The organism is Actinoallomurus sp. NBC_01490, assembly GCF_036227085.1.
Lineage (GTDB): Bacteria > Actinomycetota > Actinomycetes > Streptosporangiales > Streptosporangiaceae > Actinoallomurus > Actinoallomurus oryzae.
This window is the reverse complement of record NZ_CP109433.1, coordinates 3493067-3512730: the sequence shown is the minus strand read 5'-3', so window position 1 is coordinate 3512730 and position 19664 is coordinate 3493067. Positions and strand designations below refer to the sequence as shown.

The following is a 19664-nucleotide window of genomic DNA, read 5'->3' as shown; positions in this document are numbered from 1 at the left end:
ACCTGGGAAGATCGTGATCACACATATATTTCCGAACTGATTGCCTCCCCGCACGAGACGGGGAAGAAGCTTGGAAAGCGGGCGGCCACCGCCGATGCCCGGGCAACAAAAAGGGACGTCATGATCGACGTCCCTTTTACGGAGCAGCCTGACCTCTAGGTCAGCGCCGGTTCACGGTCGTTGGCGCTGAGCGCCATGACTTCGTTGTCAGCAACCGCCGCGAGCGCGTCGTTCTCGGTCTGGAGCCGTACGAGCTCGGCCTCCAGGTCACGGACACGTTGCTGAAGGCGCCGCATCTCCGCAACCATGCGGGGGTCCGGACCGCCGACGTGGCCGAGTAGAGCCTTCGCCATGATTAAGGGTCCTCCACGCTGAGTGACCAGCAGGAATGATCGCGCACATGAGAGCCGAATAGATGCGCGTAACAACTAGGGTCGCACCGGCGAGAGAGCCGGTCAAGACGGATGTCACAGACGCGTAACAACCTGTCTATCCGAGTTTAGCAGACTTCCGGGGACGATCAGCGTTCGATGAACCCGTGAAGATCCCCACGGGGCTCGGTCCATCGTTCGACGACGCCCGTGACCATTCCGGGAGTGCGGCCGCCGCGCAACATCTCGAGCAGATCGTCACATGCCGCTCGCGGCCCCTCGGCGATCACTTCGACGCGCCCGTCCGTCAGATTGCTCGCCGAGCCCCTGAGCCCCAGCTCAAGCGCCCTGGAACGTACCCACCAGCGGAACCCGACGCCCTGGACGCGACCGCGGACCCACGCGGTCAGCCGTGTCTGCTCCTCCACGCTCCGGGATCCTAGTCGCGCCGGCGGAGCCGATCACGCACGGGCGCAGCCGGGGCGCGACAACGGTTTGGAACGATCCCGGGCACCCGTCTGACCGGCGCTTTCGCCGGCCGGAGCGCGGTGCCGACCGAACGGCCGGTCAACACGGACCGCCGAGTAGCACTCGGGACGAACCAGGGCAACCCGTCCAGCCGGGGCCTCGTGACCGGACCCGGACGCCCGTACCGGACCGCCCGGAAGCCGTCTTAGAGCCCGCGCGGATAGGGGCGCGCGTAGCGAACGCCGCGCAGTAGCGCAGTCCCTATCCGCGCGGGCTCTTAAGCGCTTCCGGTGATCAGTAGCGCGCCCGGCGGGGGCGGGGCTGACAGGTGGGGCAGGTGTAGGAGGAGCGGTTCATGAAGGCGTCGCGCCGGATCGGGCTTCCGCAGCGTGGACAGGGCTCGTCCTCGCGCCCGTACACGTTGAGTGATCGGTCGAAGTAGCCGCTCTCGCCGTTGACGTTGACGTACAGGCTGTCGAACGATGTTCCGCCCGCCAGGAGTGCGGCCTCCATGACCTCGCGTGCGGCCGCCAGCACGCGCGTCGCCTCCGGGCGGCCCAGCGTCTCGGTGGGGCGGGCCCAGTGCAGCCGGGCCCGCCACAGCGACTCGTCCGCGTAGATGTTGCCGACGCCGCTGATCAGCGACTGGTCGAGCAGCGCGCGTTTGAGACCCGTGCGGCGCCTCCGCAGCGCGCGGAAGAACGTCTCCTCGTCGAACGCCTTCTCCAGCGGGTCGGGGGCGATGTGCGCGATCGGCTGGGGCACGCCGTCGGCCATCTCGGTCAGCATGAGGTGCCCGAACGTGCGCTGGTCGATGAACCGCAGGTCCGCCCCGCCGTCGGTGAAGGTGAACCGCGCCCGCAGGTGCTTCTCGTACGGCCGGTCCGGCTCGCCGACGATCAGCTGGCCGCTCATGCCCAGGTGGGCCAGGAGCGACTCGTCTTCGCCGACCGGCAGCCAGAGGTACTTGCCGCGTCGGCACGCGCCGGAGACGAGACGGCCGGTGAGGCGGGCGGCGAGGTCGGCGGGGCCTTCGGCGTGACGCCGGGCCGCGCGCGGGTGCAGGACGGTGGCGGACTCGATGGTCCGCCCGGCCACCCAGCGTTCGACGCCCCGGCGTACGACCTCGACCTCAGGGAGTTCGGGCAACGGGGGCCTCCTCCACGAGAAGCGTCACTCGGGGCGGGCCGCGGACCGCTCACGGATCGCGTTCCACGCCGCCTCGGCCGCCTGCTGCTCGGCCTCCTTCTTCGACCGCCCCTCGCCACGGCCGTACTCCACGCCGCCGACCGAGACGACGGCACGGAAGCTCTTCTGGTGGTCCGGGCCGCTCTCCTCCACGTGGTACTCGGGCACGCCGAGCTCCTCGGTGGCGGTCAGCTCCTGCAGCGAGGTCTTCCAGTCGAGTCCGGCGCCGAGGCTGGCCGAGCGGGTGATCAGGGCGTCGAAGAGCCGGTGGACGAGCGCGTCGGCGGCCTTCAGGCCCTGGTCGAGGTAGACCGCGCCGATCACGGCCTCGAGCGTGTCGGCGAGGATCGAGGCCTTGTCGCGGCCTCCGGTGCCCTCCTCGCCGCGCCCGAGGCGGATGTAGGCGCCGAGGTCGAGCTGGCGGGCGACGCCGGCGAGCGCCCGCATGTTGACCACGGCGGCGCGCAGCTTGGCGAGCTGGCCCTCCGGCAGGTCCGGGTGGCCGCGGAACAGGGTGTCGGTGACGATGAGGCCGAGCACCGAGTCGCCGAGGAACTCCAGGCGCTCGTTGGTCGGCAGACCGCCGTTCTCGTACGCGAACGAGCGGTGCGTCAGGGCGCGTTCGAGCAGCGCGGGATCCGGGGCCACGCCGAGCGCGGCCTCGAGCGCGCTGCGGTCGGTCACCGAGTGGTCGGGCTTCATGCGGTCCTCCCCGTGTGGGAGGCGGCACTGACAGTATTCACGGTGTTTCCTCCGCGGAAGATTCCGCGAGGACGAGGTGCACGCCGGGTCGACCCCCGGCGTCCGCCACGGCCTCGGGCGACTCTTCGTCGCGAGACGGGCGGGGGCGGCGCTCCGCCGCCCCCGAGAACGTCGTCAGAGACGGTCCGAACCCTCGGGAGAGGGCTCCGGGCGGTCTCTCAGGCCACGTCGATGACCTGACGGCGGTTGTAGGTGCCGCAGGTCGGGCACGCGGTGTGCGGCAGCTTTTCGTCGCGGCACTGCGGGCAGCGCACGAGCGTGGGCGCCTGGGTCTTCCACTGCGAGCGACGGTGCCGCGTGTTGCTGCGCGACTTTTTCCGCTTGGGTACGGCCACGTCAGCCCTCCTGGTCTTCTTGTCGTTGATCCAACATGCCCTGCAATGCCGCCCACCGGGGGTCGACGGCGTCGTGGTGGTGATCCGGCTCGGCGTCGGCCAGCCGGACCCCGCAGTCCGAGCACAGCCCGGGACAGTCGTCCCGGCACAGCGGGGACAGCGGCAGTGCGAGCACCATCGCGTCCCGGACGACCGGCTCGAGATCGATCAGATCTCCCTCGAGACGGCGTTCGTCGTCTTCGGCGTTCTCGCCGGAGCGAGTGTCGTCGTAGACATAAAGCTCCTGGAACTCCACCTCGATCGACGAGGTGAGCGGGTCCAGGCAGCGCGCGCACTCTCCGGAGAGAGGGGCCCGCGCCGTACCCGTGACGAGTACGCCCTCCAACACCGCCTCGAGCCGGATGTCCAGCTCGACGTCGGCGCCCTCGGGAACACCGACCATCTCGACGCCGAGATCCGCCGGAGCCGGCACGGTGTGGGAATCCTTGCGCATCGACCCCGGCCGGCGGCCCAGAGCTCGCGTGTCGATCACGAAGGGGTCGCGGGGATCGATGCGTGTCAGGTCGTTCCTGCTTCCGTGAGGCATGGCGCATCACCGCCGTCGGGCAAGGTCGATTGGTTAGATTACCGAACCCGGGCCCTCATCCCCAACTCGGCCGCGGCACCGGCCGGTCATGACTCTTCCGACGAGGATCGGAAGCGACCGCCGGCCGGCCTCCCGCGCTTCGTACCGGACGCCCGGTCAGGACTCCGCGAAACGACGGGCGAGCCGCCGCTGCACCGGCTCGGGCACCAGCCCGGACACGTCTCCACCGTACTGCGCGATCTCCTTGACCAGGCTGGATGACAGGAAGGAGTAGAGCGGGTTGGTGGCCATGAACATCGTCTCGACGCCGGCCATCTGGTGGTTCATCTGGGCGATCTGCAGCTCGTAGTCGAAGTCGCTGACCGCGCGCAGACCCCGGACGATCACCGGGATGCTGCGCTCGCGGCAGAAGTCGACGGTCAGCCCGTGGAACTTCTCGACGGCGACGTTGCCGTACTCCTTCGTGACCTCGCCGATCATCTCGACGCGTTCTTCTACGGTGAAGAGACTCTTCTTGGAGATGTTGATGAGTACGGCGACGACGACCTCGTCATAGAGGCGCGACGCGCGGCTGATGATGTCGAGATGTCCATTGGTGACGGGGTCATAGGAACCCGGACAGACAACACGGCGCACGAGGTGGATCCCCTCTGCAAGGAAGTCGTCAGTGGCCTGCGGCGTGACCGTACCAAAGCGTGCCTTCGCCGTAACGACGGGCCCTGTCCTCGGTATACCCGGACGGCCAGGTGACAGGCGCCCCCCGGGTGGCGCGTTCGACGGCGACGAGGGCGCCGGGCGTGAGCCAGCCGTTGTCGCGCAGCGCCTCGAGCATGCGCGTCACCGTGTCGTCGGTCACGGCGTACGGGGGGTCCGCGAAGACCAGGTCGTACGGCTCCGCCGGAGGCCGGCGCAGCACCCGCTCGACCCGGTCGGTGACGAGTTCGGCGCCGGGGAGGCCGAGCGCCTCGACGTTGGCCCTGATCGCCTTGGCGGCCCGCGGCGACGACTCGACGAGGAGCACGTGGGCGGCACCGCGGGACAGGGCCTCCAGCCCGACCGCGCCCGACCCGGCGTACAGGTCGGCCGCCCGCAGGCCGTCGAGGTCGCCGAGCAGCGAGAGGACGGTCGCGAACAGCCCTTCCCGCGCGCGGTCGCTGGTGGGCCTGGTGTCGCGGCCGGTGGGCACGGAGAGCCGCCGGCCGCCGGCGGTTCCTGCGATGACTCGGGTCACGCACTCAGTGTGGCCCAGCGGACCGGCCGCCCTGTCCGCTCGGCCCCCTCGGTGTCGGCCACAGAGCGCTGTGAATTATTGACAGATCGCCGTCAAACAATTTCAAAAAGCTACTTGTCGTGACAAACTAATCGCTGACCGTACGGCAGGCGCTCCTCGGGCCTCCCTTCCCGAGACAAGCGGTGATGGGGGCGTCACCTCGCGGACGGCCCTCCCGACCTGGAGATTCCTGTATGCGAAAACGCACGAGACTGGCCACGACCGCCGGCGTGACGGTCCTGGGTTTCACCGCCATGAGCGGCATGGCCCAGGCCGACACCGGCGGGCCGAACCTCTCCCTCGACCTGCCCGGCACGCTGGGCAAGACCGTCGACGGCGTGACCAAGACCGTCGACGGGGTGGTCAAGCAGACGACGTCCGGCACGCGAAGCTCCTCCAAGCCGGCCCTCCGGGTGAACCTTCCGGTGCATGTGCGCCTGGGCGCCCCGCAGCGGTCCGGCGGCGGCGAGTCGCCCGGCCGCTCCGCGCCGGAGGTGAAGGCGGGGGTGAAGGCGTCCGTCAAGGCGTCGACGGACGGCGTCAAGGCGAACGTGAGCCTCCACCTGTGCGCCCACCCGCCGCAGCAGTGCGGACCGGTGCCGGCGCCGCCGAACCCGATCCCGCCCGGCCCGCCGACGCCGCCGCCGGCCCCGCCGGTCGGCAACCCCACGCCGCCGCAGGCGGCCCCGCCCGGCGCCGCCGAGGCCGCCGCGAGCTCACTGACCGTGGCCGGCGACTCCCTGCCGTTCACCGGCGGCCCGATCGGGGTGCTCGCGCTGCTGGGCGCCGCCGCCGTGCTGACCGGAGCGGCCGGCATCGCCGGCTCCCGGTTCCGGTTCGGCCGCGACGCCTGACGAACGACCGGAGGGCGTTCCCGCGTGCGCGCGGGGACGCCCTCCGGCGTTCCGGCGGGCGGACGGCGGCGGCCCGCACGGCGAAGGCGCATGGGCCGGGTGACGGCTCAAGACCGGCCGGCGGCACGAGCGCCGGCCGCAGGGCGCCGACCACCTCCGGGCGCGCTCCACCGGACCCGAGGCTCGGACCGATGACCGACGGTCCGCTCCTCAGCGCGGTTCAGTAGTCGAGGGCGACGGTCCCGTCGCTGAGCCGGTCGACGACCGCGTCCAGGTCCTCGGCGTGGATGAGGGCGCCGCGCAGCCCGTACACGAAGGCGGCTCCCTCGAACCGCTCGGCGGTCCGGCGCAGGCGCTCGGTCTTGCCGGGGTCGCCGCCGACGAGGTCCTCGGCGCCGGGCACGTCCACCACCAGGAACGGCCGGGGTCCCTGGTCGGCGATGCGCAGGCGCGCCACGCGATCCCAGGGGACGAACACGTCGTAGCCGCGGCGGGCGAAGACCCGCAGCCGTACGCCGTCGGTGGTGAAGACGGGAGGGTTGCGCAGCAGCCGGAACTCGCCGCGGGCGAGCAGCGCCATCACGGCCGCGGAGGCGAGCAGCCCGAAGGCGAGCACGGGGAAGAAGACGAACACGAGCGTGGTGGAGGGTTCGCGGGAGAGCCGGTTCATCGTGGCCAGCAGGTACCCCACCATGACCAGGACGACGAGAGCCCCGGCGGCCGACACGGCCGCGATCGTGGCGGTCAGGTACGCGGGCGCGGCGGCGACGGGGAGGCGGAAGTCGCTCTTGTGCTCCACTGCGGGAGGGTATCGGCAACCGTCCCTCCCCTGCCACGCCCCGCGCCGTGATCGCAGAGGCTCGTCTCACCGTCCCCGCGCGTCGCGAGCGGCGTTGGGGCAGCTGCCGCGCCGCCTGACCGCCGGGGGAAGCGGCCGTCAGGCCAGGGCCCAGCGCGCCTCGGTGCGCACGCCCGCGTCCGGGTCGTTCAGGGCGGCGGTGAGCGCCGTCCGGGCGTAGTGGCGGTCCGCCGCCCAGGCGCCCAGCGCCCGCACCGCGGCCCGGCGGACGGACACGATCTCGTCTTCCAGCGCACTCGTCAGCGGGCCGATCGCGTCGCGGCCGTCCAGGCCGCCGAGCGCGGCGACGGCACGCCGGCGCACGCGCCAGTCAGGGTCGGTCAGGGCCATCTCCGCCAGCTCGGTGGCGGCGCGCAGCACGACGAGGCCGCGGACGGTCTCGGCGCGGGCGCCGTCCTCGCGGGTCAGGGCCTGGGTGTAGATCTCCCAGGCGGCGGCGCGCATGGCACGGACCAGTTCGGCGGCGACGGCGCGGACGTACGGGTCGGGGCCGTTCGCCTTCGCGTCCACGAGCGCGCGGACGCCCTCCTCGCCGATCAGCACCTCGCGCTCGTCGATGAGGGCGTCGGCGGCGGCGCGGCGTACGCCGGGGTCGGGGTCGGCGAGCGCGCGGGCCAGCGCGTTGCCGGTCTCCTCGCTGAGGGCGGGCTCGTTCGCGGGCAGGTCGATGACGGTCACAGGGTCCTCCGGAGCTGAGGCGGCGATCGGGCGCGGGGCGATCACCGGCGACACAGCGCGCCGGCCTGCCGTCCCAGGTCGACGTGGAGCCGCGCGATCAGCAAAGCCCTCCGGTACACGGCTTCGATCCTGGAGGACAATCCCTTCAATGTCAACCAGTTAGGTAGGGAAACTCAGGTCTTCTCGAGGTACTCCGCGCGTTCCTCGTCGACGAGCGCGGCCAGCTCGGCCGCCAGCGCGGGATGGCCCCGCAGCTCCGGATCGTCCTCGACGAGCGTGGTCGCCTCGGCACGGGCCTCCTTGATGATCTCCTCGTCGCGCAACAGCGTGAGGAGCCGCAGGCTCGACCGCCGGCCGGACTGGCTCTCGCCGAGCACGTCGCCCTCGCGCCGCTGCTCCAGGTCGATGCGCGACAGCGCGAACCCGTCCAGCGTCGAGGCGACCGCGTCGAGGCGTTCGCGGGCCTTGGACTCCTCCACGGCGTCGGTGACCAGCAGGCACAGGCCCGCGTGCCGGCCACGCCCGACCCGGCCGCGCAGCTGGTGGAGCTGGGAGACCCCGAACCGGTCGGCGTCCATGACGACCATGACCGTGGCATTGGGCACGTCGACGCCGACCTCGATCACGGTGGTGGCGACCAGGACGTCCAGCTCTCCCGCCGCGAACCGGCGCATCACCGCGTCCTTCTCGTCCGGGTGCATCCGGCCGTGCAGCACGTCGATCCGCAGGCCGTGGAGCGGACCCTCGCTCAGCTTGGGCGCGACGTCGAGCACCGCCAGGGGCGGTCGGCGGGCGTCCTCGCCGTCCTCCTCCGGGACGTCTTCCGGCGCGGGCGCCTCCTCGTCGCCGATGCGCGGGCACACGACGTACGCCTGACGCCCCTGGGCGGCCTCCTCGCGGATGCGCTCCCAGGCGCGGTTCCAGTAGGCGCGGTTGGCGGACGGCACGACGTGCGTGGCGATCGGCGAACGGCCGGCGGGCAGCTGGGTCAGCGCCGAGGTGTCCAGGTCGCCGTAGACGGTCATCGCGACGGTGCGCGGGATCGGCGTCGCGGTCATGACGAGGACGTGCGGGCGCCCGCCGGTGGCCTTCTCGCGCAGCGCGTCGCGCTGCTCGACGCCGAAGCGGTGCTGCTCGTCGATCACGACGAGCCCCAGGTCGGCGAACTGCACGTGCTCCTGGAGCAGCGCGTGCGTGCCGACGACGATGCCGGCCGCCCCAGAGGCCGCGTCGAGCAGGGCCTCGCGGCGCGCCTTGGCCCCCTGCGAGCCGGTCAGCAGGGCGACGCGCGTGGCGTGCTCGGCGCCGCCGAGCTGCCCGGCCTGGGCGAGCGGCCCGAGCATCGCGACGATCGAGCGGTGGTGCTGCTGGGCCAGCACCTCGGTCGGCGCGAGCAGGGCCGCCTGCCCGCCCGAGTCGACCACCTGGAGCATCGCGCGCAGGCCCACGACCGTCTTGCCCGCGCCGACGTCGCCCTGGAGCAGCCGGTGCATCGGGTGGGTGCGGGCCAGGTCGGCCGCGATCTCGTCGCCGACGGCGCGCTGGCCCTCGGTGAGCTCGAACGGAAGCCGCTCGTCGAACGCGGCGAGCAGGCCCTCGGCGGCCGGTGGCCGGGGGGTCGCGGCCAGCTCGGCCGCCGCGCGCCTCCGCTGGGCCAGCGCGGTCTGCAGCACGAACGCCTCGTCCCACTTGAGCCGCTTGCGCGCCCGGCCCGCCTCGGCCATGTCGCGCGGCCGGTGGATGCCGCGGTAGGCGTCGGCCAGCCCGATGAGCCGGTGGCGCCTGCGCACGTGCTCGGGCAGGGCGTCGTCGCCGAGTTCGGCGGTGTCGAGGAGGATGCGCACGCAGTCGGCGATCTGCCAGGAGGTCACTCCCTTGGCCGCCGGGTAGACGGGGATCAACTCCTCGGCGAACTCGCGGGCCGCGCCGGCGAGGTCACCCCCGGCGAGCGGCTTGTACTCCGGGTGGACGAGCTGCCGCTTGGCGTTGCGGCCGGAGCCGAAGAACGTCACCTTTCCGGCGAACAGCCCGTGTGTGCCCGGCGGCAGCTCGCGCTCGGGCACGTAGGCGCCCTTGCCGAAGAACGTGAGGGTGAGCAGGCCGCGGCCGTCGGTGACGGTGACCTCGAGCAGGTTTCCGGGCCTCTTACTGATCTTGCGCCCCTGGACCTTCTGGACCTCGGCCAGGACCGTGACGTACTCACCCTCGGCGAGGCTGTCGAGGTCGGTCAGCTCGCCGCGCTGGGCATAGCGCCGGGGATAGTGGCGCAGCAGATCACCGGCGGTCTCCAGGTCGAGGGCGGCGAGCTTCTTGGCCGCCTTGGCCCCCACCGCCTTGACCAGTGGCTGCTCGAGTGTCGTCACGGAACCCTTCCTCCAGCCATCCAACAGCCAGGTACCGACAGTTCTACCGGCTCCGGGCCCGTGACGTTCCCCACCCGCCGTACGGAGGCGCGGTCACTCCACGCCGATCAGGAGCGGGTAGCGCTCCTGCCCTCCTTCGTACACGACGACCTCGACGTCCGGCCGGTGCCCGCGCAGATGCTCCCGTACGACACCGGCGAGGCCGCCACGGGGCCCGGAGAGACGGTCGTGGGGCGTGGAGATGCGGTCGCCGGGGCCGGAGGGGCGGTCGCCGGCCGGCTCGCCGGTGATCAGCGTGACGAGCTCTCCGCCGCCCGACAGCATCCGGTCCACGACCTGCGTGGCCACGTCCGCCGGATCGGTGCCGATGACGGCCACGTCGCCCTCGATCAGCCCGAGCGTGTCGCCGGCGCGGCAGATGCCCGCGCTCGTCACGGCCTCCTCCTCCGCCGTCTCGAGCCGGCCGAACCGCGTGGCGCCCGCCGCGCTCGTCATGGCGATCACATCGTCGTCGAAGCGCCGCAGCGGGTCGTGGACGGCCAGTGCGGCGAGCCCCTGGACCGACGCGCGCGACGGGATGACCGCCACGCGCACGCCGTCCTCCCGCGCGCGCCGGGCCGCCGCCTCGGCGACCGCGAGGACCGACGGGTCGCCCGGCAGCACGGCGACCTCGTCACCGGCCTGGACGATCGCGGCGATCAGCTCCTCCAGCGACGGCGGGCCGCCGGCCTCACGGCGTACGGTACGGGCGCCGTGCTGTTCGAACAGGGCGGTCAGCCCACCGCCCAGGGTCACCGCCACGACGCCGCGCCCGGTGGTGCGCGCGTGCCGGTCCACCTCCGCCCGCAGGTAGGTGACGCGGATGCCGTGGGGACGGCCCGCCCGGACGGCCGCCTCGATCGCCGGGCCCGCGTCGTCGGTGTGCACGTGGACGTTCCACAGCCCGTCGCCGCCGACCACGACGAGGGAGTCGCCGAGCCGGTCGAGCTCGGCCCGCAGTTCCGCCACGGCCTCCTCGCCGGCGTCGAGGAGGAACATCACCTCGTACGCGCCGCCGGCCGGCGTGCTCCCGGGCTCGCAGGCCGCCGTCTCGCCGGACGTCTCGCCGGGCGCCGTGCGGCGCGGCACCGCGTACGACTGGGGGAACTCCTCGCCGGCGACGGCGGCGAGCGTCTCGAGGATGACGCAGAGCCCGGCCGCGCCCGCGTCCACCACCCCGCTCCGGGCCAGCACGTCGAGTTGCGCGGGCGTCTCGTCGAGCGCGGCGCGCGCGTGCTCGGCGACGGCCCAGGCGACCGCGCCCGGGGCGCCGTCCTCCGGGCAGGCCTCCGCCGCCGCGCGGAGCACGCTGAGAATCGTGCCCTCGACCGGGTGGGCGACCGCCCGGTCGGCCAGCCGCGAGGCGTGCCGCAGCGCCTCGGCCGGCCGGCCTCCGCCGCCCAGGACCTCGGCCAGTCCGCGCAGGATCTGGCTGAGGATCACCCCGGAGTTGCCGCGCGCGCCGATCAGCGCGCCGTCGGCGAGGGCACGCCAGACCGAGGCGGCGTCCGCGTCGGCGGGCAGTCGCTCGACCGCCTCGGCCGCCGCCAGGACGGTCAGGTGGAGGTTGGTCCCGGTGTCCCCGTCGGGCACCGGGAAGACGTTGAGCGCGTCGATCTCCGCGCGGGTACGGCCCAGGGCGTCCGCCGCGAGCCGGCTCCACCGCCGTACGCCCGCGGCGTCCAGAAGGTCTCCCACGCCACCTCCCATGATCATCGCCCGGCGCACGGGTGTCCGGTTGGGTCTGCGCCCGGCCGCGTGACGGCCAAGATCCCCTTAGACTTACCGGACACCGGGCGGCTTCGGTAACCCAGCGATTCGCACGCGGGGGGCGGGGTCGGCTATCCTCTACCGAAGGCTCGGTCCGGGCCTCTTTTTGACGAGCGCCCGATCCCGGGCCATCCCACTCGAACCTTTGGAGCGCATCCATGGCTTCCGTCTGCGACGTCTGCGGCAAGGGGCCGGGGTTCGGCATGCGCGTCTCTCACTCGCACCGCCGCACCCCTCGCCGCTGGAACCCGAACATCCAGCGGGTGCGTGCGGTCGTCGGCCGCACCACCAAGCGCATCAACGTGTGCACGTCCTGCATCAAGGCGGGCAAGGTCACCCGCCCCACGGCGCGCTGACACCACGTTCCGCCGGCGCCTAGCGGCGCCACCACGGATTCTGCTCTCACCGGGCATGCACGAACGGCCGGCCTGTACATGGGCCGGCCGTTCGGCGTTGTCCGGCTTCCCGCGTGTTCCCCCACCGCGCCGTCCGGCCGGGTTGTCCACAGCCCCCCGCGGACCTTCCGCCCGCGGAGCCCCGCGCTTGACAATAGAAGTGGGGTGAGCCCCCCGAGGCGGGCGGGGACCGTTTCTCCGAGGCCCTGCCTGGACACCGGGCCGAAGGCACTGGGGCTCCCGTCAGCACCAGGACCAGCTGGTCGCGGCCGGAAACCGGGCAGACCTGTCAGCCGGCTTGGCCGCGGGCGATGTAGAGGTTCATCGTGGTGAAGTCGAGGGTGACGTTGTACGGCTTGTAGAAGCAGTGGGACAGGTGGCCCCACACGTCGATCCCCCAGGGCTGGGTGAGCGCCATCTGCGAGGTCACGGTGCAGTAGGCCTCCTTGGCGACGGCGTCGCCGAGGCGGACCTCCTTCGGGTAGCAGGGGTAGGCGACGACCGGGTGGCTGTGGGCGGCGGTCTCGAGCGGGCGGTCGGTGTCGGTGCGGATTCCGAACTGCTCGGCCGTTTCTCCGGGCATGCCCGCGACGGTCTCGCCGTTTCCGCCGAGGTTCACGGCCATGATCCGTGTGCCGGAGTCCTCGATGCTGCCCGTGCTGTGCACCATGTGGTCAAAGGCCAGCCACAGCGGCAGGGGCTCGGCGCCCGCCCGCTGGGCGTCGGCGCGTACCCTCTTGGCCGTCGCGGAGGTCGGGCGGCGCAGGATCAGCGACCGGCCCGCGTAGGCGAAGGTGGTCAGGAAGTGGTAGAAGAACCACGTGCCGATCATGCCGTCGTTGGTCACCGGGGGTACATCTCCGCCCGACTCCAACTCCGACCACGCCACCGGCACGTTGCGCACTTCGATGGCGCCCAGCTTGAACGACTCCAGCACCCCGTAGTAGGCCCAGATGGCCTGGCCTTCGAAGTCGCTCTTTTGCTTGTACACGGGGTCCAGCCCGGCCTCCTTGGCGGTCGTCGCGGTCATCTGCAACCACGGGGAGCCGGTGTAGAACGTGAAGTTCTTCGTCGGTCCGCCGTTGACCGAGACCTCGACCAGCGGTTCCGGGTCCATCTGCTGAAATGGCAGCTCCGCGAGGTCGCCGTCGATCTGATACGTCTCGCCGCTGAGTGCCCCGAACCATTCGGCGTAGCCTTCGTCGCCGGTCGCCCGCCAGCACGGTACGGAGAGGGAGTATTTGTCCTGCCGGATGTAGCAGTCGCCCAGCAGCTTGTTGGTGTCCTTGTCGCTGGGCGAGAGCTTGAGGGCCATCGTGAGAAACTTCTCGGCCTCGGGGAACCGGTTGCTCAGTAGCCCGACATAGCCCCGCCCGCGGGCCGCGTTCAGGTTCGTAGGGTCGGTTTTCAGGATCTCCTCGTACGCGCGGCCGGCCTCCTCGAACCTGCCGGACCTGAACAGCGCGTCCGCGTCACTGCTGCTGTCGGCTCGCGCCGTGGCCGCCTTGCCCAGCAGCGGCGCGGCCGCGGCGGCACCGGCCACCACGACGGCGCCCCGGAGCAGCGACCGCCGGTCCCATTCTCCGCCCTCAGCCACGGTCTTCTCCTCTTCATGATCACATTTCGAAGCCGGGACACCATGGCCTCGGCACAGACCGCTGTGGTCCGTGCCTCCACTGAAAACGCAAGAGCGTTGCGGTGACGTATGCGGTTTTCGATACGCCCGCGATAGCCCCCCGGTCCCCGGCATCGAGGAACCGGCCCGCGGCCGCCGGTGATCTTCCCGGTCCCCGGTCGGTGGTTCCGCTCGTACGGGGCAGGATGGGAGCGTGAGAGTGGTGGCGATCTCCGACACGCACGCACCCCGGCGGTGGCGGGGGTGTCCGCCTGCGGTGGCCGAACACCTGCGCGGCGCGGATCTGATTCTGCACGCCGGTGACGTGTGCGTTCCCTCGGTGCTCGACGAGCTGTCCGCGTACGCGCCGGTGAAGGTGGTGCTCGGGAACAACGACGGGCCGGAGGTCGCCGCCTGGGGCGCGCCGGAGACGCTGGAGTTCGACCTCGACGGGCTGCCGACGGCGATGATCCATGACAGTGGCCCGGCCGCCCGGCGGACCGCGCGGATGCGTCGCAGGTTCCCCGGCGCGGCGCTGGTCGTCTTCGGTCACTCCCACATCCCGCTGGACGAGACCGGCGACGGCGTCCGCATCTTCAACCCCGGCTCCCCCACCGACCGCCGCCGCCAGCCGCACGGCACGATCGGGCTGCTCCACGTCGAGGACGGCCGCCTCCTGACCGCCGAGATCGTGCCGGTGACCTGACGCCGCCGGCTCAGCGCGCCGCGCTCGGGCTCGGGGCCGGGTGGGCGGGACGGTCGGCGTCCGCGTCGTGGGTGGCGCCGAGGAACAGTACGGCGCCGAGTGCGATCACCGCCGCGGCGGCCAGGGTGTGCAGGCGAGCGCGGCGTACGGCCGCGCGCACCTTCCACGCGAGGACGAACTCCAGCAGCCGGTCCTGGAGCCGGCGTGCCGCCTCGGTGTTGGCACGGGCGTCGGCGAGGGCCTGGTCCAGCAGGCGCACGCGTACGGGATCGGTCTCGGCCGCCGCGGTGACGGCGAGGTTGGCCGCGACCGTGCCGTGGAAGGCGACGGCCTTCCGCAGGTCCGCTCCGCTCGTGCCGAACGGGCCGTAGAACGCCGACGGGTCGCGGGCGATCGTCGCGCGCAGGTCGGCGAGGGCCGGATCGTCGAGATCGTCGAGCGTGGCGACGCGGGGCATCAGCGCCTCCCCGGTCTGCCAGATCCCCCACCCCACGCCGCCCAGCGCCACCACGAGCCCGGCGAACGCCAGGACCGCCTCGCCCGCGCCGGAGATCTTCCCGATGGCCGTCAGCGGTGCGCCGCCGAGCAGCAGCGCACCCACGCCCGCCGCCGCGGCGATCGTCCACCGGGCGGTCGTCCGCATGTCGGCGACGGCGTCCGCCGGCCCCGGCACACGCGGCGCCGGCACGCTCGCCTGCGGTCGTTCCGCGTCCTCACCCACGCGTCGTCTACTCCTCCGCCCGGTCCCGCAGGACGACCCCGGCGTCATCGGGAATCTGCCGGTACGGTCCCCAGGCCGTGCCGTCGAACACTTCGATCTCTCCGGAGTCGGAGAACCGGACATCTCCGATCTTGGGCTCGGCGCTCATGGGCTGAAGTATGACCCGGCCGCGACCGTCGCGTCCGGGTCTCCGTACGCGGTGTAGGCGAGCCAGGTGGGGTCACCGGGTCTCCGGATCGCGGCACGCGCGATCTTCACCGCCTGGCCGAGGGGAGCCCCGTCCAGGCAGGCCGCGTAGAACGCCTCGGCGAACTCCCGCGCCGGGCGGCTCGGCACCGCCCACAGCGTGCCGACGAACGCGCCGGCCCCGGCGGCCATGAAGCCGCTCGCCCAGCCCATGGACCGGGTGTACTCATAGACCGCGCCGGCGCTGCGGCAGGCGTTGAGGAAGACCAGCGGTCCGGTGGCCAGCGTGTGCCCGGTCGCGGCGCTCGTCAGCATCATCGGGGTGAAGTCGCCGTCCGCCATCGCCACGGACGAGCCGCCGCCCGACACGTCGAACCGGTTGTGGCAGGCGAAGTGCAGGAGCCCGGCCTCTCCGGAGTTGATCAGCTCCAGCAGGCTCTGCACGCCGTCGACCAGCGTGCCGTTGCCGGTGCCCAGGGCGGCGCGTAGACGCTGGTTGATCACGCTGACCTCCGCGTGCGCCTCGGCGGGCGCGTCGCGGGCCAGGACGAACGCGGCCGGCCGCAGCGAGATCGCCGCGACCCGCTGTTGCCCGTAGACCCGGCGCATCACCGGGAACTGCTCGACCAGGAAACCCTCGTCCTCGGTCGGAGACAGCGGGTACAGCAGCTCCCACGGGACGATGTCCTGGTCGGTGGCGATGTTGAAGGACCGGATGCGGCTCCGCTGCTCCCAGAACTGCTCCTTGACGACCTGCGGCACCATCTGGTTCCACAGCGAGACGCCGGCCTCCCGCAGCCACAGCCCCGCCGCGGGGCCGGAGTACCCGCTGCGGCCCGACGCCAGGCTCTGCAACGTCGCGACGGTCCGCTCGACCGCGCCCGCCGGGTCGCCGGCGAGGCTCTCGGTGACCGGCGGATAGAGGTTGTGCGGCGTCATCAGCTGGAACATGTAACCCCCGGCCGCGCGCCGGACCTGCAGAGTCGCCTCGCCCGGCGTCGGCTCCAGCCGGCCGAGCGAGGCGGTGTAGGCGCCCCGGGGCGTGGCCGCGACCCGTGCCTCGGCCGAGACCTCGGCGGTCAGCTCGCCCGCGAACGTGCCGCCGGCCCACACGGTGATGTTCACCCGGTGCAGACCGAGCGTCCGCGCCTCGAAGAAGAACCGCACCGGCTCGGAGTCGCCGTCGTAGGGCAGGACCACCTGACGGTCGAGACGGTCGAGCGGCACCAGGCCCGGCGACGGTTGCGCCACGATGTTCAGCGGCATGCCCTGTGGCGGCACGCGCAGCGCCTTGAGCGGGGCGACCTGCCCGCCCTGGGCGGGGTCGAGGCGGATCCGCACGATCAGGCTGGCCACGTCGCCGGCCGGGACCCGCGCCGGAAAGTCGGCGGACAGGTAGCGGGCAGAGCTCGGCGCGGGGTCACGTGAGTCGGTTCGGTACGGACCTTCGAGCAACCAGTCCAGGTCCGGCGCGGCCATCGTCCCGTCGTCGTGCGAGCGGGGTGGCGGTTCCGATCGCGTGCTCGGCGGCGAAGCCAGGGGGCCCGGCGGCGGGGCGGTCGTCGGCGGCGACTTCGCGTACCCGTCGTCCTCGCTCTCGTGCGGTTCGGCCGGCGCCTCGTAGCCCCAGGGGTTCCCGTAGTCCTCGTAGTCGGCCCCCGCGTCATTGGGCTGCTGTGGTGTCGGTGGGTACGGGAAGTGCTCCCATGCCGGCTGCGGCGGCTGAGGCTGCGACCACTGCGGCCACGTCTCGCGGTGCCTCGGCCGCTCGCGCGCGGCCTGGGCGTGATACCCGTCCGCGGCTTCGCGGCCGAGGACGGCTCGCCGGTACCGCCGCCGGCGCAGGTACCACGCGAACGCGACGGCGACCGCCACGATCACGAGAACGACTAACACAGAGATCCGAAGCACGAGGAAACCCCTCCTCCGCGCGAATCCAACCACGGCAGACCGCGCACCGTGACCGGTTGACCGCAGAAGGCCGCGCGCCCCGGTGCGTACGACCCGTCAGCGGCGCTGGAGCCAGCCGTGGTCGACGGGGCCGATGCCGGCGCCGAGCGGGAACCCGTGCTCGATCGCCCCGGTGACGTACTCCTTGGCCAGCCCCACCGCGCTCACCACGTCGTGGCCGAGCGCCAGATACGAGGCGATGGCCGAGGCGAGCGTGCAGCCGGTGCCGTGCGTGTGCCGGTTGTCGTGCCGCTCGGCCGCGAACCGGTGTTCGCGCGTGCCGTCGAACAGCAGGTCCACCGGCTCTCCGGGCAGGTGACCGCCCTTGATGAGCGCCCACCGCGGCCCGAGCGCGCGTACGGCCTCGGCCGCCTCGCGCAGGCCGCTCTCGTCGACGACCTTGACGCCGGTGAGCTGCTCGACCTCCCAGAGGTTCGGGGTGACGACCGTCGCGAGCGGGAGAAGCTCCGTACGGACCGCGCCCAGCGCGTCCGGCGCCAGGAGCGCGTCACCGTGTTTGGAGACGCCCACGGGATCGACGACGACCGGTACGGTCACCTCCGCCAGCGCGGCGGCCACCGTCTCGACCAGAACGGCCGAGGCGAGCATCCCGGTCTTCACGGCCTGGGCGCCGATGTCGGAGAGCACGGAGTCGAGCTGGGCGCGCACGGCCTCGGGCGGGAGCTCCCAGTAGCCCTGGACGCCGAGGGAGTTCTGGGCGGTGACCGCCGCGATGACGCTCATGCCGTGCACGCCGAGGGCGAGCATCGTCTTGAGGTCGGCCTGGATGCCCGCTCCGCCGCCCGAGTCGGATCCGGCGATCGTCAGCACGCGAGGAGGAGTCATGGGCCAAGCGTACGGCGCTCAGCAGGAGCTTCCGTTGAACGAGCAGCCGGACGGCCGGCCGGCGGTCCCGGTGGCGACGAAGGACACCTTGACCGACTTTCCGGGGGCGATGTACGGGTGGCCGGCGGGGTTGTCCGCGACGAGGGTCGTGCCCCGGCGGACCACCTTCACATCCCACGCCGACAGGATCTGGGCCCGCGAGTATCGCAGGACGAGCGTCCAGCCCCGCACCGAGGTGCTCGCGTGGTTGGTGATGGTCACCTGGCCGCGGAATCCGGTCGCCCCCGTCGTGAGGGTGCGGTAGGAGACGGTGACCGTCTTTCGCCCGCTCCCCCGGCTCGCCCGCGGGCTGCCGCCCGCGCGCGGGAGGAGCGAGGAGTCACCGTCGCGCGCCGTGCGGCGGCTCCGGTCCTGAGGCGAGGCCGAGTCGCTGACCTGCGGCTGCGTCGCCCGGTCGCCCGGTGGCGGCGGCCCGCCGGCGAAGTTCAGTGAGATCTGCTGGGTGCTGAGCGCGGATACGATCGCACCGATCGCCACGACACCGGCGACCGCCGGCAGGAGCGGCACCTTGCCGACCCTCCCGTACCGGTGAGGGCCGTCCTCCTCAGGAACGCCGTCTTCCACGTCTTTGGTGTGTCGTCCCATCCCGTCCCTCTCCGGTCTCGGGATGTATACCAAAAGCACACCAGTCATGCCTACCAGACGAGGGGCGTCAACAGGGAGAACTGTTCCATCTGGTTAGTGAAAGTGGTCCCATCCGCCGGCTCCGTACGGCCGTCCGTCCACCGTGACGCCCGCGGGTCCGGCGACCGCACGTCCGATGACCTGCCATTCCGCGGGTAGCGCCGCCTCCTGCGGAAACGTCGCGGCGAATGCGTGATCTTCACCACCCGTGAGCGCCAGCCGCCGCGCGTCCGGCACGGGCGGACCGGGCACCGCGTCGCCGACGAGCTCGATCCGTACGCCGCTCGCCTCGGCGATGTGCCCGAGGTCCTGGACGAGGCCGTCGCTGACGTCGAGCATCGCCGTGGCCCCGAGCTCACGGGCGCGCAGGGCCGCGGCGTACGGCGGGCGTGGGCGGCGGTGGGCGCCGACCAGGGCGGCCGGCTCGCGCAGCCCGCGCTCGAGCAGCTCGACGCCGGCCTGCGCGTGGCCGAGCCGCCCGCAGACCGCGACGACGTCGCCGGGACGCGCGCCCGCGCGGGTGAGCGGCGGGCCGTCCAGCGCGCCCAGGGCTGTCACGGAGATCAGCACGGTGTCGGCGCGGACGATGTCGCCGCCCGCGATCGACGCCTCGACCTGCGCCGACTCGTCGCGCATCCCGTCGCACAGGGCCTCCACCCAGGCGACGTCGGTGTCGGGAGGAACGCCGAGGCCCACGAGCAGGGCGGTCGGCCGGGCGCCCATCGCGACCACGTCGGCGAGATTCTGGGCGGCCGCCTTGCGGCCGATGTCGTACGGCGGTGACCAGTCGCGGCGGAAGTGACGCCCCTCGACCAGCACGTCGGTGGTCGCGACCACCCGGCCGCCCGGCGCGGCGACGATCGCGGCGTCGTCGCCTGGTCCCAGCTCTACGGCGGGGCCGGGTGCGAGACGCGCGGTGATCCGTGCGATGATTCCGAACTCGCCGAGTTCGCCGACGGTGATGACCCACCTCCAGTGAAGACACGGTACGGTGACCGTCAGATTGGCTGTCCCAGGG

22 protein-coding genes are annotated in these 19664 nt (G+C 72.5%); 3 read left to right on the top strand and 19 right to left on the bottom strand.

Going from position 1 to position 19664, the window contains the following annotated elements; translation table 11 throughout:
* Positions 1–155: 155 nt before the first annotated feature.
* From OG417_RS16835 to rsmD, 8 genes are all read right to left on the bottom strand, one after another.
* Complete coding sequence (locus OG417_RS16835) at positions 156–353, bottom strand: hypothetical protein (protein WP_285569113.1); 198 nt, start codon at positions 351–353, stop codon at positions 156–158.
* Positions 354–520: 167 nt separating this feature from the next.
* Complete coding sequence (locus OG417_RS16830) at positions 521–799, bottom strand: acylphosphatase (RefSeq protein WP_329256470.1); 279 nt, start codon at positions 797–799, stop codon at positions 521–523.
* A gap of 334 nt (positions 800–1133) precedes the next feature.
* Positions 1134–1988 (bottom strand): bifunctional DNA-formamidopyrimidine glycosylase/DNA-(apurinic or apyrimidinic site) lyase, encoded by an 855-nt coding sequence (mutM, locus tag OG417_RS16825; RefSeq protein ID WP_329256467.1) that lies wholly within the window; start codon positions 1986–1988, stop codon positions 1134–1136.
* Between the two features lie 24 nt (positions 1989–2012).
* The gene (gene rnc, locus OG417_RS16820; protein WP_329256465.1) at positions 2013–2729 is read right to left on the bottom strand and encodes a ribonuclease III; all 717 of its coding nucleotides are present in this window, start codon (positions 2727–2729) and stop codon (positions 2013–2015) included.
* A gap of 218 nt (positions 2730–2947) precedes the next feature.
* The gene (rpmF, locus tag OG417_RS16815; protein ID WP_285569124.1) at positions 2948–3124 is read right to left on the bottom strand and encodes a 50S ribosomal protein L32; all 177 of its coding nucleotides are present in this window, start codon (positions 3122–3124) and stop codon (positions 2948–2950) included.
* Between the two features lies 1 nt (position 3125).
* Positions 3126–3710 (bottom strand): YceD family protein, encoded by a 585-nt coding sequence (locus OG417_RS16810; RefSeq protein WP_329256462.1) that lies wholly within the window; start codon positions 3708–3710, stop codon positions 3126–3128.
* 156 nt (positions 3711–3866) lie between these two features.
* A complete protein-coding gene (gene coaD, locus OG417_RS16805; RefSeq protein WP_329256460.1) occupies positions 3867–4346 on the bottom strand; it encodes a pantetheine-phosphate adenylyltransferase in 480 nt (159 codons plus the stop codon).
* A 28-nt stretch (positions 4347–4374) separates the two neighbouring features.
* Entirely contained in the window at positions 4375–4941 is a 567-nt protein-coding gene (gene rsmD, locus OG417_RS16800; RefSeq protein ID WP_329256458.1) for a 16S rRNA (guanine(966)-N(2))-methyltransferase RsmD, read from the bottom strand.
* 233 nt (positions 4942–5174) lie between these two features.
* Here rsmD and OG417_RS16795 point away from each other — a divergent pair, with 233 nt between their 5' ends.
* Positions 5175–5834, top strand: a complete 660-nt coding sequence (locus OG417_RS16795) for a hypothetical protein (protein WP_329256456.1) — start codon at positions 5175–5177, stop codon at positions 5832–5834.
* 220 nt (positions 5835–6054) lie between these two features.
* On the opposite strand, the gene OG417_RS16790 is transcribed toward OG417_RS16795, so the two are convergent.
* The 4 genes from OG417_RS16790 to OG417_RS16775 all read right to left on the bottom strand — a co-directional run bounded on the left by OG417_RS16790 (position 6055) and on the right by OG417_RS16775 (position 11471).
* Positions 6055–6633, bottom strand: a complete 579-nt coding sequence (locus OG417_RS16790; protein WP_329256454.1) for a hypothetical protein — start codon at positions 6631–6633, stop codon at positions 6055–6057.
* Positions 6634–6771: 138 nt separating this feature from the next.
* Complete coding sequence (locus OG417_RS16785) at positions 6772–7371, bottom strand: HEAT repeat domain-containing protein (RefSeq protein WP_329256452.1); 600 nt, start codon at positions 7369–7371, stop codon at positions 6772–6774.
* A 173-nt stretch (positions 7372–7544) separates the two neighbouring features.
* Positions 7545–9734 carry an ATP-dependent DNA helicase RecG gene (gene recG / locus OG417_RS16780; protein WP_329256450.1) on the bottom strand — a complete coding sequence of 730 codons (2190 nt, stop codon included), beginning with the start codon at positions 9732–9734 and terminating at the stop codon, positions 7545–7547.
* Between the two features lie 93 nt (positions 9735–9827).
* On the bottom strand, positions 9828–11471 hold the full coding sequence (locus OG417_RS16775; RefSeq protein WP_329256448.1) for a DAK2 domain-containing protein: 1644 nt from the start codon (positions 11469–11471) through the stop codon (positions 9828–9830).
* Between the two features lie 230 nt (positions 11472–11701).
* On the opposite strand from OG417_RS16775, the gene rpmB reads away from it, so the two are divergent.
* Complete coding sequence (gene rpmB / locus OG417_RS16770; protein ID WP_329256446.1) at positions 11702–11899, top strand: 50S ribosomal protein L28; 198 nt, start codon at positions 11702–11704, stop codon at positions 11897–11899.
* A gap of 328 nt (positions 11900–12227) precedes the next feature.
* On the opposite strand, the gene OG417_RS16765 is transcribed toward rpmB, so the two are convergent.
* A complete protein-coding gene (locus OG417_RS16765) occupies positions 12228–13535 on the bottom strand; it encodes an aspartyl protease family protein (protein WP_329256444.1) in 1308 nt (435 codons plus the stop codon).
* 232 nt (positions 13536–13767) lie between these two features.
* Between OG417_RS16765 and OG417_RS16760 the strand changes: the two genes are divergently transcribed.
* The gene (locus OG417_RS16760) at positions 13768–14259 is read left to right on the top strand and encodes a metallophosphoesterase family protein (RefSeq protein ID WP_329256442.1); all 492 of its coding nucleotides are present in this window, start codon (positions 13768–13770) and stop codon (positions 14257–14259) included.
* A 10-nt stretch (positions 14260–14269) separates the two neighbouring features.
* On the opposite strand, the gene OG417_RS16755 is transcribed toward OG417_RS16760, so the two are convergent.
* The 6 genes from OG417_RS16755 to OG417_RS16730 form a co-directional block, all read right to left on the bottom strand.
* Positions 14270–14980, bottom strand: a complete 711-nt coding sequence (locus OG417_RS16755; protein ID WP_329256440.1) for a hypothetical protein — start codon at positions 14978–14980, stop codon at positions 14270–14272.
* Between the two features lie 7 nt (positions 14981–14987).
* Positions 14988–15128, bottom strand: a complete 141-nt coding sequence (locus OG417_RS16750) for a hypothetical protein (RefSeq protein WP_329256438.1) — start codon at positions 15126–15128, stop codon at positions 14988–14990.
* The gene (locus OG417_RS16745; RefSeq protein ID WP_329256436.1) at positions 15125–17047 is read right to left on the bottom strand and encodes a CHAT domain-containing protein; all 1923 of its coding nucleotides are present in this window, start codon (positions 17045–17047) and stop codon (positions 15125–15127) included. Before OG417_RS16745 ends, OG417_RS16750 begins: the two co-directional genes overlap by 4 nt.
* 126 nt (positions 17048–17173) lie before the next feature.
* Positions 17174–17962, bottom strand: a complete 789-nt coding sequence (gene thiD, locus OG417_RS16740) for a bifunctional hydroxymethylpyrimidine kinase/phosphomethylpyrimidine kinase (RefSeq protein ID WP_329256433.1) — start codon at positions 17960–17962, stop codon at positions 17174–17176.
* 18 nt (positions 17963–17980) lie between these two features.
* A complete protein-coding gene (locus tag OG417_RS16735; RefSeq protein WP_329256431.1) occupies positions 17981–18607 on the bottom strand; it encodes a cellulose binding domain-containing protein in 627 nt (208 codons plus the stop codon).
* A gap of 93 nt (positions 18608–18700) precedes the next feature.
* The gene (locus tag OG417_RS16730; RefSeq protein WP_329262341.1) at positions 18701–19609 is read right to left on the bottom strand and encodes a thiamine-phosphate kinase; all 909 of its coding nucleotides are present in this window, start codon (positions 19607–19609) and stop codon (positions 18701–18703) included.
* Positions 19610–19664: the final 55 nt, after the last annotated feature.

Excerpts from the sequence above, each read along its gene's own strand:
- thiD (WP_329256433.1), bottom strand. The coding sequence starts at position 17,962 with ATGACTCCTCCTCGCGTGCTGACGATCGCCGGATCCGACTCGGGCGGC.
- OG417_RS16835 (WP_285569113.1), bottom strand. The coding sequence starts at position 353 with ATGGCGAAGGCTCTACTCGGCCACGTCGGCGGTCCGGACCCCCGCATG.
- OG417_RS16795 (WP_329256456.1), top strand. The coding sequence starts at position 5,175 with ATGCGAAAACGCACGAGACTGGCCACGACCGCCGGCGTGACGGTCCTG.
- OG417_RS16750 (WP_329256438.1), bottom strand. The coding sequence starts at position 15,128 with ATGAGCGCCGAGCCCAAGATCGGAGATGTCCGGTTCTCCGACTCCGGA.
- OG417_RS16735 (WP_329256431.1), bottom strand. The coding sequence starts at position 18,607 with ATGGGACGACACACCAAAGACGTGGAAGACGGCGTTCCTGAGGAGGAC.
- OG417_RS16810 (WP_329256462.1), bottom strand. The coding sequence starts at position 3,710 with ATGCCTCACGGAAGCAGGAACGACCTGACACGCATCGATCCCCGCGAC.
- rnc (WP_329256465.1), bottom strand. The coding sequence starts at position 2,729 with ATGAAGCCCGACCACTCGGTGACCGACCGCAGCGCGCTCGAGGCCGCG.
- rpmB (WP_329256446.1), top strand. The coding sequence starts at position 11,702 with ATGGCTTCCGTCTGCGACGTCTGCGGCAAGGGGCCGGGGTTCGGCATG.